The organism is Bordetella genomosp. 8, from assembly GCF_002119685.1.
Classification (GTDB): domain Bacteria; phylum Pseudomonadota; class Gammaproteobacteria; order Burkholderiales; family Burkholderiaceae_B; genus Bordetella_C.
On sequence record NZ_CP021108.1, the window covers coordinates 3,903,462 to 3,918,557 of the forward strand.

13 protein-coding genes are annotated in these 15,096 nt (G+C 63.5%); 7 read left to right on the forward strand and 6 right to left on the reverse strand.

Annotation, left to right across the window (positions count from 1 at the left end; genetic code table 11):
* Positions 1 to 9: 9 nt before the first annotated feature.
* Positions 10 to 1,467 (reverse strand): metalloprotease TldD, encoded by a 1,458-nt coding sequence (gene tldD / locus CAL12_RS17785; RefSeq protein ID WP_086065851.1) that lies wholly within the window; start codon positions 1,465 to 1,467, stop codon positions 10 to 12.
* Between the two features lie 18 nt (positions 1,468 to 1,485).
* Positions 1,486 to 2,313 carry a carbon-nitrogen hydrolase family protein gene (locus CAL12_RS17790; protein WP_086065852.1) on the reverse strand — a complete coding sequence of 276 codons (828 nt, stop codon included), beginning with the start codon at positions 2,311 to 2,313 and terminating at the stop codon, positions 1,486 to 1,488.
* A 118-nt stretch (positions 2,314 to 2,431) separates the two neighbouring features.
* Here CAL12_RS17790 and CAL12_RS17795 point away from each other — a divergent pair, with 118 nt between their 5' ends.
* The gene (locus CAL12_RS17795) at positions 2,432 to 2,800 is read left to right on the forward strand and encodes an H-NS histone family protein (RefSeq protein WP_086065853.1); all 369 of its coding nucleotides are present in this window, start codon (positions 2,432 to 2,434) and stop codon (positions 2,798 to 2,800) included.
* A gap of 164 nt (positions 2,801 to 2,964) precedes the next feature.
* On the opposite strand, the gene CAL12_RS17800 is transcribed toward CAL12_RS17795, so the two are convergent.
* Positions 2,965 to 3,615 carry a DUF4136 domain-containing protein gene (locus CAL12_RS17800; RefSeq protein WP_086065854.1) on the reverse strand — a complete coding sequence of 217 codons (651 nt, stop codon included), beginning with the start codon at positions 3,613 to 3,615 and terminating at the stop codon, positions 2,965 to 2,967.
* Between the two features lie 166 nt (positions 3,616 to 3,781).
* On the opposite strand from CAL12_RS17800, the gene pepN reads away from it, so the two are divergent.
* A complete protein-coding gene (pepN, locus tag CAL12_RS17805; protein ID WP_086067960.1) occupies positions 3,782 to 6,484 on the forward strand; it encodes an aminopeptidase N in 2,703 nt (900 codons plus the stop codon).
* 25 nt (positions 6,485 to 6,509) lie between these two features.
* Complete coding sequence (locus tag CAL12_RS17810) at positions 6,510 to 7,532, forward strand: class 1 fructose-bisphosphatase (RefSeq protein ID WP_086065855.1); 1,023 nt, start codon at positions 6,510 to 6,512, stop codon at positions 7,530 to 7,532.
* A gap of 119 nt (positions 7,533 to 7,651) precedes the next feature.
* On the opposite strand, the gene CAL12_RS17815 is transcribed toward CAL12_RS17810, so the two are convergent.
* From CAL12_RS17815 to CAL12_RS17825, 3 genes are all read right to left on the reverse strand, one after another.
* Entirely contained in the window at positions 7,652 to 7,867 is a 216-nt protein-coding gene (locus CAL12_RS17815) for a YgdI/YgdR family lipoprotein (protein ID WP_086065856.1), read from the reverse strand.
* Between the two features lie 122 nt (positions 7,868 to 7,989).
* Positions 7,990 to 8,982, reverse strand: coding sequence for a quinone oxidoreductase family protein (locus CAL12_RS17820; protein WP_086065857.1), 993 nt, complete (start codon positions 8,980 to 8,982; stop codon positions 7,990 to 7,992).
* A 72-nt stretch (positions 8,983 to 9,054) separates the two neighbouring features.
* Positions 9,055 to 10,008 carry a DMT family transporter gene (locus CAL12_RS17825; protein WP_086065858.1) on the reverse strand — a complete coding sequence of 318 codons (954 nt, stop codon included), beginning with the start codon at positions 10,006 to 10,008 and terminating at the stop codon, positions 9,055 to 9,057.
* Positions 10,009 to 10,185: 177 nt separating this feature from the next.
* Between CAL12_RS17825 and CAL12_RS17830 the strand changes: the two genes are divergently transcribed.
* The 4 genes from CAL12_RS17830 (at position 10,186) to CAL12_RS17845 (ending at position 15,092) form a co-directional block, all read left to right on the forward strand.
* Positions 10,186 to 10,686 (forward strand): MarR family winged helix-turn-helix transcriptional regulator, encoded by a 501-nt coding sequence (locus CAL12_RS17830; protein WP_086065859.1) that lies wholly within the window; start codon positions 10,186 to 10,188, stop codon positions 10,684 to 10,686.
* Between the two features lie 146 nt (positions 10,687 to 10,832).
* Entirely contained in the window at positions 10,833 to 12,269 is a 1,437-nt protein-coding gene (locus tag CAL12_RS17835; protein WP_086065860.1) for an efflux transporter outer membrane subunit, read from the forward strand.
* A gap of 19 nt (positions 12,270 to 12,288) precedes the next feature.
* Positions 12,289 to 13,482, forward strand: coding sequence for an HlyD family secretion protein (locus CAL12_RS17840; protein ID WP_086065861.1), 1,194 nt, complete (start codon positions 12,289 to 12,291; stop codon positions 13,480 to 13,482).
* Positions 13,479 to 15,092, forward strand: coding sequence for a DHA2 family efflux MFS transporter permease subunit (locus CAL12_RS17845; protein ID WP_086065862.1), 1,614 nt, complete (start codon positions 13,479 to 13,481; stop codon positions 15,090 to 15,092). Before CAL12_RS17840 ends, CAL12_RS17845 begins: the two co-directional genes overlap by 4 nt.
* Positions 15,093 to 15,096: the final 4 nt, after the last annotated feature.

Here is a 15,096-nt window from a genome sequence, read left to right on the forward strand (position 1 = left end):
AAGCCGGATTCAAGCCGTGCCCCCCACGGTTAGGCCATCCATGCGCAACGTGGGCATACCCACGCCGACCGGGACGCTCTGGCCTTCCTTGCCGCAGGTACCGACCCCGGAATCGAGCCGCATATCGTTGCCTATCATGCTGACGCGGGTCATGGCGTCGGGGCCATTGCCGATCAGCGTGGCGCCCTTGACCGGATAGCTGATCTTGCCGTTTTCGATCATGTAGGCTTCCGAGGCGGAAAACACGAACTTGCCACTGGTGATATCCACCTGACCGCCGCCGAAATTCACGGCATACAGCCCACGTTTCACCGACGCCAGGATTTCTTCCGGCGGGGTATCGCCGCCCAGCATATAAGTATTCGTCATGCGGGGCATGGGCAAATGGGCGAACGATTCGCGCCGTCCGTTGCCAGTAGCGGCCGTCTTCATGAGGCGCGCGTTCATGGTGTCCTGCATATAGCCGCGCAGGATACCGTCCTCGATCAGGACATTGCGTTGCGTGGGATTGCCTTCGTCGTCCACGTTGAGCGAACCGCGGCGGTCGGGCAAGGTGCCGTCGTCGATCACCGTGACGCCCTTGGAAGCAACGCGCTCGCCGATGCGTCCGGCGAAAACGCTGGAACCCTTGCGATTGAAATCGCCTTCCAGCCCATGGCCTACCGCCTCATGCAGCAGGATACCGGGCCAACCGGAGCCCAGCACAACCGTCATTTCACCCGCCGGAGCGGGCCGCGCGTCCAGGTTTACCAGGGCCTCGTGCACGGCATGTTCGACATACCCGCGCATGATTTCATCGGTGAAATAGCCCAGGCCGGACCGGCCGCCGCCCCCGGCATGGCCCATTTCCCGGCGGCCATCGCGTTCCACGATAACGGTCAGCGACAGGCGTACCAGAGGCCGTACGTCCGCAGCCAGCCGGCCGTCGCTTCCGGCCACCAGAATGACGTCGTATTCCGCGCCCAAGCCCGCCATGACCTGTATGACATGCGGATCGCGCGCCCGCGCCATGCGTTCGATGCGCTCCAGCATGGCCACTTTGTCGGGCGCGCTGAGGGTGAGCAAGGGATCGACGGCCGGATACAGGTCATGGGCCATCGACGCGCCCTGCGCGCGCACCTTGGCCTTGCCGGCGCCCTGGCGCGCGATGCCACGCACCGCGCGGGCCGAGGACAGCAAGGCGTCGGGAGACAGTGAATCGGAATAGGCGAAGGCGGTTTTCTCGCCGCTGATCGCGCGCACGCCCACGCCCTGCCCGATGGAAAAGCTGCCGGTCTTGACGATGCCCTCTTCCAGGCTCCAGCCTTCGCTGCGCGTGTACTGGAAATAAAGATCGGCGTAATCGACCTTGTGCGTGAATATTTCGCCCAGCGCGCGCGCCATGTCGGCTTCGCTCAATCCCCAGGGGTCGAGCAAGACGGATTTGGCGGTCGCCAGGGCTTGGATGTCAGGGTCGGTTATTTTCATTTCGGCAACTCTCGGGATTTACATGACGCGGTGGCGCAGCGCGGGCAGAGCTGTACGCACCTCGGAAAGCCGTGCGGGATCTATGTTACCCCCTGCCACGCCGGGCCCTTCCGGGAGAACGTCGACAATCTCGCCCCAGGGATCGACCAGCATGGAATGCCCCCAGGTACGGCGTCCGTTGGGATGCACACCGCCCTGGGCGGGCGCCAGCACGTAGCACTGGTTTTCGACGGCGCGCGCACGCAGCAGCAATTCCCAATGCGCCTTGCCGGTCGTATAGGTGAACGCGGCGGGGACGACGATCAGGTCCACCTGGCCCAGCGCCCGATACAACTCCGGGAACCGCAAGTCATAACAGACCGACAGGCCCACCTTGGCAAAGGGCGTATCCACCGTGCGCACCTCGGTTCCCGGCCGTATGGCGATCGACTCGTCATACGATTCCTGGCCACGCCGGAAATTGAACAAATGGATTTTGTCGTAGCGGGCCAACGCTTTCCCATCAGGCCCATATACCAGCGAGGTGTTGTAGACACGCGCCGCGTCGGGGCTGATGAAGGGCATCGTTCCGCCAACCAGATAAATACCGTGGCCGCGCGCCTGGTCCGCGAGAAACTCCTGTATCGGGCCGGCGCCCTCGGTTTCGCGAATTGCCAGCTTGTCGTGATCTTTTTGTCCCATGAAGCAGAAATATTCCGGCAATGAGACTAATCGGGCACCGGATTCGGCCGCTTTTGCGATTAATTGGGACGCAGCATCCAGATTTTCACTGACCATGGGCGTGCTCACCATCTGGATTGCCGCCACGCGGGTGGATGACGAAGGGGGAGTGGAAGGAGAGTTCATCGGAAACAAATAGATTCAAGAATTCCTGGGATTATCCCCAACTCGTTTTATGCTATTGTCGACAAAATAACTATAATCGGGACGGAAAATCAAATTCCATAATAAGGAACGATATACCATGCCAAGAGAGACCTACTCCGCGCAGCAAGCCAGGATCGAAAAAGAGATCGACAAGCTACGCAAAAAGTCTGAGGCGCTGCAGATGAAGCGTCGCAAGCCCGTTGTAGCCTCCATCATTCGTTCGATGCGTGAATACAGCATCACGCCCGAAGAAATCGCCACTGCCTTCGGCAAGCCCGCCACGCGCCGGGGCCCGGCCCGCAGGAGCACCCCGGGCGCAGCCGCCGCGCCAGCCAAGCGCGCCGTCGCGCCGAAATACCGTCATCCCGATACCAAGGAAACCTGGAGCGGCCGGGGCAAGCCGCCGCGCTGGCTCACCGCGGCCGAAGCCGCGGGCGCGACGCGCGAGAGCTTTCTCATTCAATAACGGAACCGTTCCTGTCGTTTCGCAGGCTGACGATTCGATTAACGATTCCTGCCTTGCCTTCCCGGCCCCGCGCGACAGCGCGGGGCTTTTTCTTTCACGCGGAATAAACACGTGCCGGTGCCTTATGGCCTTGCCGCCGGCGCGGCCACCCTCGCGTCTTCGCCCTAACGGCCCATTGTGTAGCGTACTTCCCGCTCCGAACCATTGTTCGCCGGGAAATTATCGAAGATGGCGCGTACCAGATAAGGCATCACCGCCAGCAAGCGGTCGTTGCCGGATACGCTGTAGGCGGTGGCGCGATAGACTTCCTTGCCACCTTGGCTCGCATCGCGTATTTCCACCGTCAAGGCATTGCGGTATGCCACCGAAGGCATATCCACCCAATCGGGCCCCCACATTCCCGGCCCCCACGGGCTACCCCAATAACGGCCACCATAGAAACCCGGGCCGTAGCCGCCATAAAAGTAAGGATCGACGGGACGACGGACATTTACCTGCGTCTGCGTCACGCCATACTTGAACGACACGTCGAAGCGCGCTGGCTGCCCCGCCTGCGCCTCCACCAGTCCGGTCGGGCTGATGCCGCTGCGCACCATATCCTGGAAATTCTGGTATTCAAGGTTGTTATTCTGGCTGGGGTCGGCCGGCACGAAACGATAACGCTGGCCCGTCGCGCCCGCTGGCCAATCCTGGAACGACGTCACTCGCGCCGATACGGTAGGTGTGGTCGCGCATCCGGCAACCAGGCCCGCCAGCAGCAGCAGGGCCAACGCCTGAGCAAAGCGGCGGATGCGGGATGAATCGGCTCGGTACATGAAATCTCCTGCGAAACGGCGAGGCGTCGTCGGTCTCGGACAAGCATCATAATGGCTGTCCATCCCGTTGGACAGGAAACCGGAAGCAAAGTTTTGCGGCTTGCGGCAAGGGCGCGGCGCAAGCCCGACCTACAATAACGTCCAACCCATCACGACAGGCCAGGCCATGCGTACCGAAAGCTCCATTACCGTCTACCGCAAGGATTACCAGCCCTACCCGTTCGATATCCCGGAGGTCGCGCTGGCGTTCGATCTGGATCCGGACGCGACCACGGTCACCTCCCGGCTGGCGGTGCGGCGCCGCGCCGGCCACGAAGGCGAACCGCTGCAGCTCGACGGCAGCGAGCTCGAACTGGTTTCGGTGGCCGTGGACGGCCGCGCACTGGGGCACGGCGAGTACAGCGTGGACGAACATATGCTGACGCTGCCCAACCTGGGCGCCAGCGCGACCATCGAAATCGTCAGCCGCTGCAGGCCGTCGGCGAATTCGACCTTGATGGGTCTTTACGTGTCCGGTGGCAACTTCTTCACGCAATGCGAGGCGGAGGGCTTCCGGCGCATTACCTGGTTTGCCGACCGTCCGGACGTCATGTCGCGCTACCGCGTTACCTTGCGCGCGGGCAGCGAATACCCCGTGCTGCTCAGCAATGGCAACCTGCTGGAGCAGCGCACCCTGCCGGATGGGCGCGCCGAAGCCGTGTGGGAAGACCCGTTTCCCAAGCCTTGCTATCTGTTCGCGCTGGTGGCCGGACGCCTGACCCACAGGGAAACGCGACTGAAGACCGCCTCCGGGCGCGAGGTGCTGCTGCAGGTCTATAGCGATCCTGGCTCGGAATCGAAGACCGAATGGGCGCTGGAGTCGCTGGTGCGGTCGGTGCGCTGGGATGAGCGCCGGTTCGGCCTGGAACTGGACCTGGATCGATTCATGGTGGTCGCGGTGCGCGATTTCAATATGGGGGCCATGGAAAACAAAGGCTTGAACATATTCAATGCCGCGTATGTCCTGGCGGATCCCGACACAGCCACCGACGCCAACTACGAAGCGATCGAAGCCGTTATCGGCCATGAATATTTCCATAATTGGACCGGCAATCGCGTCACCTGCCGCGATTGGTTCCAGCTCAGTCTCAAGGAAGGCCTGACGGTATTCCGCGACCAGGAGTTCAGCGCCGACGTGATGGCCGATGGCATGGATGCGCAGGCGGCCGCCAGCGCGCGCGCGGTCAAACGCATCGACGATGTCGTCACGCTGCGCGCCGCGCAGTTTCCGGAGGACGCCGGGCCGATGGCACACCCGATACGCCCCGAGAGCTACCAGGAAATCGGCAACTTCTATACCGCCACGGTTTATGAGAAAGGCGCCGAAGTCATCCGCATGCAGCACACATTGCTGGGCGAAGCCGGATTCCGCGCGGGCATGGACGAGTATTTCCGCCGCCACGACGGCCAGGCCGTGACCTGCGACGATTTTGTCGCCGCCATGGAATCCGTATATAGCCGCCAGCATCCGGGTCGCGATCTGCAGGTATTCCGGCGTTGGTACAGCCAGGCCGGCACGCCGCGCGTCGCGGTGGACCTGCAGTATGACGCGGACGCGCGGCGCTGCACGGTGACGCTGTCGCAGCGATGCGCCCCGGTAGGGGTGGAGAAAACCGCGCCCCCCGCTGGCGGCAAAAAGCCTTTTCATATCCCGTTCGCCATGGGTCTGCTCGGCCGCGACGGACAACCCATCACGCTGCGCGTGGATGGGATGGAAAGCGAGACGGTACTGCTGGAATTGACGCAGGAGCGCCAACAGTGGGTATTCGAGGATATTCCCAGCGCGCCCGTGCCATCGCTGCTGCGCGGCTTTTCGGCCCCGGTCATCGTGGAATATCCATGGAGCGATGAAGAACTGGCCCTGCTGTCGGCCCACGACACGGACCCGTTCGCACGCTGGGAAGCCGGCCAGGAACTGGCCACGCGGGAGATCCTGCGCCTGACCGCGGCGCGGCAGGCGGGCGCGCCATTGCAGAGCAGTCCCGCCTTCATCGCCGCTTGGCGCGCGCTGCTGGAGGATCCGCGGCTGGACGCCGCCTATCGCGCCCGCGCGCTATCCCTGCCTTCCGAGAAGACCTTGGCGGAACGCATGACCGCCATGGACCCGCCATCGCTGGCGGCCGCGCGCGACTTCCTGCGCGATGAGATCGGCACGCAGTTGGCCCCACTCTGGCGCACGGCGTTCGCCGACAGCCAGACGCCGGGCCCCTACAGCCCGGCGCCGGAACCCACCGGCAAGCGCGCGTTGAAAAACATGGCCTTGAGTCAACTGCTGGCAAGTGGCGATGCGCAGGCCGCGCAATGGGCGCTGGAGCAGTACGAACAGGCGGGCAACATGACCGACCGCCTGGGGGCCATGACGGCCCTGGTGAACTACGGCGACGAAGACGTCGCGACGCGCACGCTGAGCCACTTCTACGAACAATGGCAACATGACCCGCTGGTCATCGACAAATGGTTTGCGCTGCAGGCCACCGCACGCGCCACCACGGTCGACACGGTGCGTGGCCTGATGGCACATCCCGCCTTTACGTTGCGCAATCCGAATCGCGCCCGCGCGCTGGTATTCCAGTTCTGCCTGAATAATGCGCGCGGCCTGCACGCGGCCGATGGCTCAGGTTATCGCTACTGGCAGGAACAGGTGCTGGCGCTGGACGCATTGAATCCGGAAGTCGCTGCCCGGCTGGCGCGCGCCATGGACAACTGGTCGCGCTTCGTGCCGTCCTTGCGGGAGCCGATGCGGACAGCGCTGCAGGCGGTGCGGGCGCACGACGGCCTGTCGCGCAACGTGAGCGAAATCGTATCCAAGGCGCTGGAATTGGCTGCCTGAAAATCGTGTGTTCGAGGAGAACCTTTTGAAACGTAAAACCCTGACTCAGTATTTAGTCGAGCAGCAGCGCGAAGCCCAGGCCGTCGGCCCGGAAGTCCGCCTGCTTATCGAAGTGGTGGCGCGCGCCTGCAAGGCGATCAGCCATGCCGTCAGCAAAGGCGCGTTGGGCGGGGTCCTGGGCAGCCTGGAATCCGAGAATGTGCAGGGTGAAGTCCAGAAGAAGCTGGACGTGTTGTCCAATGAGATCCTGCTCGAAGCCAACGAATGGGGTGGGCACCTGGCCGCCATGGCTTCGGAAGAAATGGAAACCATCCACCTGATTCCCAACCGCTATCCCAAGGGCGAATACCTGCTGCTTTTCGATCCGCTGGATGGCTCGTCCAATATCGACGTCAATGTGTCCATCGGCACCATTTTTTCGGTGCTGCAGGCGCCGCATGACACGCATGGCCAGCCGGTAACGGAAGAAGACTTCCTGCAGGCCGGCAGCAGGCAGGTCGCCGCCGGCTATGCGGTCTACGGGCCTCAGACCATGCTGGTGCTGACGGTCGGCAACGGGGTGATCGGCTTTACGCTGGACCGCGAAATGGGATCCTGGGTATTGACGCATGAAAACATGCAGATTCCGGCCGACACCAAGGAGTTCGCCATCAATATGTCGAACATGCGCCATTGGGCGCCACCGGTGAAACGATATGTCGACGATTGCCTGGCCGGCAAAGCGGGCCCGCGCGGCAAGGATTTCAATATGCGCTGGGTGGCTTCCATGGTGGCCGACGTCCATCGCATCCTGACGCGAGGCGGCGTTTTCATGTACCCCTGGGATGCGCGCGAACCGTCGAAGCCGGGGAAACTGCGCCTGATGTATGAAGCCAATCCCATGAGCCTGATCGTGGAACAGGCTGGCGGCGCCTCCATCAACGGCACGCAGCGCATTCTGGATATCGAACCGACCCAGTTGCATGAGCGGGTCAGCGTGATATTGGGCTCGCGCAATGAAGTGGAAATGGTCGCCCGTTACCACCGCGAGCACGGCGACGCGCAATAGATTCCCACGACATCAAACAAAACCGGCGCCCGAGGCGCCGGTTTTGTTTTCCCGGATGGTGTTTCCCGGATGGTACATACCTTGGGTAGATAGCGCGGGGCTGTATCCGCAGGCCGGCCCTACTTGACCTGCTCGATGGACTTCACGTCGTCCTTGTTGATCTGGACGTCGCGGCCGTTCTGCTCGTACTGGTACATGCCCGACTTCTTGTCGTATTCCGGCTTGTCCGGGGTCACGATTTGCGAACCGTCCCGCGTGTTCACGACCGAGGGCGAAGAGCACCCCGCCAGAATGGCAACCGCGGCCAACGATATAGCGCTCAATTTAAGAGTCATGTCATCTCCTTGCGTGATGTACATGGCCAATTTATCGAACGCGGGACACGGTTGCGGTGACCGGATGTGCAGAAAGTGCGAGCATCTGTTAATCGCGTGCCCGCACTTCAGCGCTGCCTGTTTCAGTTATCCAGCGTGAGCACGGTCGCACCCGTGGTTTTGCGCGACGCAAGCGCCATCTGTGCCTCGGCTGCCTCTTCCAGGGGATAACGCTGGTCGATACGCATGCGTATCTTCTTCTTCAGCACCAGGCCGAACAGCTCGTCAGAAGCCGCTTTGAGCTTGGCGGGCGTATTGACGTGCAGGCCCAGGGACGGCCGGGTCAGGTAAAGGCAACCCTTCTGATTCAGGATGCCGACGTTGACACCGCTGACCGGACCGGACGCGTTGCCGAAACTGACCATGAGCCCGCGCGGTTCGATGCAATCCAGCGAGATTTCCCAGGTGTCCTTGCCGACGCCGTCATAGACCACCGGCACTTTCTTGCCGCCGGTCAATTCGAGCACGCGCTCGACGACGTTTTCCCGGGAATAATCGATGGTCTGCCACGCGCCGTGCGCGCGCGCGAGTTCGGCCTTCTCCGGGCTGGACACCGTGCCGATCAGTTTGACGCCCAAGGCCTTGGCCCATTGGCATGCAATCAGACCCACGCCGCCGGCGGCAGCGTGGAACAGAATCGTTTCCCCGCCCTGCAGACGGTAGGTCTGGCGGAACAGGTATTGCACCGTCAGGCCTTTGAGCATCATCGCCGCCGCTTCGTCGAAGCCGATGCCCTTGGGCAGTTGGACCACATTGGCTGCCGGCACGTTGCGCATTTCGGCGTAAGCGCCCAGGGGGCTCTGGCCGTAGGCGACGCGGTCGCCTTTCTTGATGTGCGTGACTTCGCTACCGACCGCTTCCACCACGCCCGCGCCTTCGAAGCCCAAGCCGTGCGGCAGCGGGTGCGGGTACAGGCCGGTCCGGTAATAGATGTCGATGAAATTCAAGCCGGCGGCGTGCTGGCGCACCGTCACTTCGTTGGGACCGGGCGGGGGCACCTCCACGTCAACCAACTTCAGGACTTCCGGGCCGCCGTGGGCCTCCAACTGGATTGCCTTGACAGTATTGCTGGCCATACAACGCTCCTTCTTTGTGTTCGTCGTGGGTAAGAGTCGAATCATCCATGCGCGTCGCAGCCGCGCGCAGTGTCAATTGTTCTTCGATGCAGCCTGGCGGCGGGCCGTCAGCACGAACACGCCCGCCAGCACGAAGGCGGTGCCCGCCAGTTGCCACGCGGTGACCGGCTCGCCGAGAAACCAGAATGCCAGGAACAGTACCGATACGGGGCCCAGCATGCCCAGTTGCGCGGCCAGTGGGGGGCCGATACGGGACACGGCCGCCATGATCATGAACACCGGCAGGACCGTGTTGACGGTGGCGTGGATCAGGGACAGGCCGTAGAAGCCCGGCGGCTGGATCAGCACGCCGGGCGGATGCACCATGAAGAATTGCAGCAGGCAGGCGATGCTGGACACCGACATCGCGTACGCCGTCAGGCGCATCGGCCCCACCCGCTTGACCAGTTCGCCCGAACCGATCAGATACAAGGCATAGGAAAAGGCCGAACCAAAAACGAACGCCGACCCCAGCAGCACCGCGCTGCCACTGGTCTGCGCCATGTCATGGGCGAAAACCAGCACCACGCCCAGATAGGACAGCAGCAAGGCCAGCCACTGGCGGCCGGCAATGGGCCGTTTGAGCCAGAAAGCCGTGATCAGCAACACCAGGGTAGGCGCCAGGAACAGGATCAGCCGCTCCAGCCCGACGCTGATATAGCGCAAGCCCAGGAAGTCCAGAAAGCTCGACAGGTAATAGCCGATCAGCCCCAGCAGCACGACCTTGAAGCACTCCTTGCGGGTCAACACCGGAATCTCGCCCCGGACGGCCCGGCGCGACTGCCGCCAGGCAATGAACGCGAAGAAAGGCAGCGAAAACAGCATGCGGAATGCGATCAAGGTGACCGCGTCCACGCCGTATTCGTAGGTGAATTTGACGACGATGGCCTTGCCGGAAAACAGGATGGCGCCCAGGGCGGCCAGGGAAAATCCCGCGGCACGATTCGAGAAAGCGGGCGCGGCGGATGTTGCGACGGTGGAATTCATGCCGGGATTTTATGTGGCCGCGCCGGGTCTTTGCACGGCATTTCTGGCGCGCGGCGGTCATGCGCCGCCCTGCTCCGCGCGCTACACCGGCCCGCGCCAACGCCGGGCCCCGGCAGTCAGCCTTTCGTCAGAAAACTTAACTTGACAATAACTGTCTAGGCAGTTAACTTGTTTGCCATGAACACAGAACCCATTGCCCCATCAGACGAATCGCCGCCTTACCGCTGCGACCGCACCCGGGTCGAGGACAACCCCGGTTACCTTATCCGTCTGGTCTTCAATTCCCTGAATCGGGCCTTGGACCAGGAGATGGCGCCGCTCGGCCTGACGGCAACGCAATGGCGTCCCGTCGCCATGGTGGCACTGGGGCGCGCCGATACCGCCGCTGAACTTGCCCGCCTGAACGAAGTCGATACGGGTGCGATGACGCGCACGCTGGACCGGCTGGAAGCCAAGAAACTGCTGCGCCGCCAGCGCAGCGAGCAGGATCGGCGGGTCATCAAGATCGAGCTGACGGAAGAAGGCGAAGCCATGGTCCGGGAGATCCCGATGAACATCGCCCGCACGCTTAACCATTATCTGCGCGGGTTCTCCGAACATGAGGTCGAACTGTTGACCCATTTCCTGCGCCGCATGCTGGCCAACGGCTCCGCCCCAGTGCCGCCGCCCAAGGGCTGACGCATGGGAAACCGTTTTTTTCGCCTAATTAGCTGTCTAGTCAATTAATAACTGATCAATCAAATGACAACCCGCTTACACCCGTTTCTTCGCCGCGAAACGCCTGTCCAGCTTTCCATCGTCGTCGGCCCCCACTGCTAATCGCTATGAAACGCCTGTCTACTTTGCTATTGGTGATCGCCTTGAGCGGTTGCGCCTTCATGGAGAAAGGTCCCACGCCCGTGGCCGAGCTTACGGAGCACAAGCTGGGCCTGTCGGACCAGGCCGCCGCCTGGCCGACGACGCAGTGGTGGCAGCGCTACGGCGATCCCCAGCTGGATGCGCTGGTGCAGGAAGCATTGGCGAACAATCCATCCATCAGCGCGGCCCAGGCCCGGCTGGCGCAGGCCAATGCCGCCGTCAGCGGCGCCCGCGCTCCCCTGCTGCCCCGCGTGGACGGAGATTATTCGCTACAGCGCGAACATATCTCGAAGACGTACATCTATCCGGAACCGCTGGCGGGATCGGTGCAAAGCGACAACCGCCTGGGACTGGATTTCAGCTATGAGCTGGATTTCTGGGGCAAGAACCGCTCGGCACTGCAGTCCGCGCTGTCGCGCGAACAGGCGGCCGAGGCCGACAGGCAGGCGGCCCGCACCATGTTGTCCAGCGCCATGGTGCAGAGCTACCTGAGCCTGCAGAATGCCTTCGCGCAGCGCAAGGTGCTCCAACGCATCATCGCGCAGCGGGACGAAGCCCTGTCCATCACGCGGCAGCGTTTCAGTGCCGGCCTGGACACCCAGGTGGAAGTCAAGCAGGCGGAATCGCAGCTCGCCTCGGCCAAGGTGCAGGCAACGCAAGTGGAGACCACGCTGGCACAACTGCGCAACCAGGTCGCGGCGCTGGCCGGCGCGGGCCCGGCCCGCGGCCAGAGCCTGCAGGAAGCCAACCTGACCGTGCCGGCGGGCGGCCTTCCCGCTTCTGTCCCGCTGGAGTTGCTGGGCCATCGCGCCGACGTCGTCGCCGCCCGCTGGCGCGCGGAAGCCGCCCGCAAGACCATAGACGTGGCCAAGGCGGACTTCTATCCCAACGTCAACATCACTGCCTTCATCGGCTTCCAGGCGCTGGGCACCAACAATCTGCTGCGAGCCGCCAGCCGCACGGCCAACATCGGCCCCGCCATCTCGCTGCCGATATTCCATGGTGGCGAATTAAACGCGAACCTGGCCGGCCGCCGTGCGGACACCGACCTGGCGGTGTCGGACTACAACCAGACCGTACTCGACGCCGTCCGGCAGGTCGCGGATGCGCTGGATGCCTTGCGACTGCTCGATCGCGAAACGGTGGAACAGCGCCAGGCGCGCCAGTCGATCGACGCGGCGTACGACCTGGCGGTGAACCGCTACAAGGCGGGACTGGGCAACTACCTGATCGTGCTGGTCGCGCAGAACGACGTGCTGACGCAGGCGCGCCTGGAAACGGATCTGCGCTTCCGCGCCTACAAGCTGGACGCCGAGCTGGCCAATGCATTGGGCGGCGGCTATGTACCGGCGCCCGCCAATGCGGAAATCGCCCAGCAGGACACCTCGAACACCACCCATTGAAGAATATCGGACCGACGTAATGAACGCTCCTCAAACTTCCAATCCCAAACGCAAGCGCCTGATGCTGATCGCAACGGGTGTGTTCGTGCTGATCGCCATCGCCTACGGCGTCTGGTGGTGGCTGGTCGGCTCGCATTTCGAAGGCACGGACGATGCCTATGTCCATGGCAACCTGGTGCAGATCACGCCCCAGGTGCCCGGCACCGTGGTGGCCATCGAAGCGGACGATACCGAGACGATCGAAGCGGGCGCCCCGCTGGTCCGCCTGGACCCGTCCGATACCGACATCGCCCTGCGCCAGGCCGAAGCCAAGCTGGCGCAGACCGTGCGCCAGGTGCGGACCCTGTACGTGCAGAACGATGCCCTCGCGGCCGACGTCGGCGTGGGCAAGGCCGACCTGGAACGCGCGCAGGCCGACCTGACGCGAGCGCGCAGCGACCTGGCGCGGCGCCAGACGCTGGCCAAGTCGGGCGGTGTCAGCGGCGAAGAAATCCTGCATGCGCAGACGACGCTGAAGTCCGCTGAATCCGGCGTGGCGCAGGCCCAGGCCGCGCTGGAGGCTTCCAAGGCCAAACTGGCCACCAACCAGGCCCTGACGCACGGCACCACGGTGGAGAACCATCCTGACGTGCGCGAAGCGGAAGCCGAGCTGCGCAACGCATGGCTGGCGCAATCGCGCACCGTGCTGCCGGCGCCGGTCACCGGCATGGTGGCGCGACGCAGCGTGCAGGTCGGCCAGCGCGTCGCGCCGGGCAACACCTTGATGAACGTCGTGCCGCTGGACCAGGTCTGGGTGGAAGCCAACTTCAAGGAAGGCCAGCTGCGCGAAATGCGCGTGGGTCAACCGGCCACGCTGACGGCCGATCTGTACGGCAGCAGTGTCACCTACCATGGCAAGGTCATCGGCCTGGACGCGGGCACGGGCAGCGCATTCGCCCTGCTGCCGGCGCAGAACGCGACCGGCAACTGGATCAAGGTCGTGCAGCGCGTGCCCGTGCGCATCGCGCTGGATCCACAGGAACTGAAAGCGCACCCGCTGCGCATCGGCCTTTCCATGGACGTTGAAGTCGATCTCAGCAAGAAAGATGGCGCGGCGGTCACGGAGCAGACGGCGCGCGCGCAGCCGGCGCTGGAAACGAAGGCCTTCGAGCCCGACCACAAGCAGGTCGACGACATGATCCAGAAAATCGTCAAAGAGAACCTCGCGCAATGAATCCCGCCAGCAACGCCGACACCGCTCGCGCCGACGCGCCGGCCGCCCCGGCGGAGCAGCGGCCCGCCAGCTACCCTCCCCTGGAAGGCGGCCTGCGGGTGGTCGGGTCCATCGCGTTGTCCACGGCGGTGTTCATGAATGTGCTGGACACGTCGATCGCCAACGTGTCCATCCCGACCATCTCTGGCGACCTGGGCGTCAGCACCAGCCAGGGCACATGGGTCATCACGTCCTTCGCGGTGGCCAATGCCATTACCGTGCCGCTGACCGGCTGGCTGACACAGCGCTTCGGCCAGGTGCGGCTGTTCGTGACGTCGACGCTGCTGTTCGTCATCGCGTCGTGGCTGTGCGGCTTCGCGCCGACGCTCGAAGCCTTGATCGCGTTTCGCGTGCTGCAGGGCGCGGTGGCGGGCCCGATGATTCCCTTGTCGCAGACCCTGATGCTGGCCAGCTTTCCCAAGCAGAAGGCAGGCATGGCGCTGGCGGTCTGGTCGATGACGACATTGGTGGCGCCAGTAGCGGGGCCGCTGCTCGGGGGCTGGATATCCGACAACTATTCCTGGCCGTGGATTTTCTATATCAATGTCCCGGTGGGATTGATCGCGGCCTGGTTCAGCTGGCGCATCTACAAGGACCGTGAATCGGTCACCCACAAACTGCCCATCGACAAGGTCGGCCTGGTGCTGCTGGTGATATGGGTCGGCGCCATGCAGATCATGCTGGACAAAGGCAAGGAGCTGGACTGGTTCCAAAGCCCGACCATCATCGGGCTGGCCGTGGTCACGGTGATCGCGTTCGTGTTCTTCATCATCTGGGAGCTGACGGGAAGCCATCCCATCGTCGACCTGCGCCTGTTCAAGGGACGCAACTTCACCATAGGCGCCGCGACGCTGGCCATCGCTTACGGCGTATTCTTCGGCAACGTCGTGCTGCTGCCCCTGTGGCTGCAAAGCAATATGAACTACACCGCGACCGATGCCGGCTTCGTCACCGCGCCGGTCGGGATACTGGCCATCCTCCTGACGCCCGTGGTGGGCCGCATGCTGGCCACGCGCGATCCGCGGCAGATCGTCACCTTCGCTTTCTGCGTCTTCGCGCTGGTCTGCTACATGCGCGCCAGCTTCACGCCGCAGACCGACATGGGTGCGTTGATGATCCCCACGATCATCCAGGGCGCGGCCATGGCGGCCTTTTTCGTGCCGCTGACCTCCATTACCCTGTCGGGGCTGGAGCCGTGGCGCATCCCGGCCGCCGCCGGGTTGTCCAACTTCTGCCGCCTGACCGCGGGGGCCTTCGGCACATCCATCGCGACGACGCTGTGGGAAAACCGCGCCACGCTGCACCATGCGCGGCTGACCGAAACGGCCGTGCCCGGTTCACAGGCCTACGACCAGATCATGCACGGCCTGTCGACGCTGGGCATGTCGGCGAGCCAGGCGCTGCACACCTTGAACGGCATGCTGGATACCCAGGCGTTCACGATGTCGGCGCTGGACGTTTTCTACGGTTCGGCCATCGTGTTCCTGCTGCTGACCGGGCTGGTGTGGTTTGCACGCCCGACGCGCGCCAAGGATACGGGCGCGGCGGAAGCCGCCGCCGGCGCGCACTGAGCAA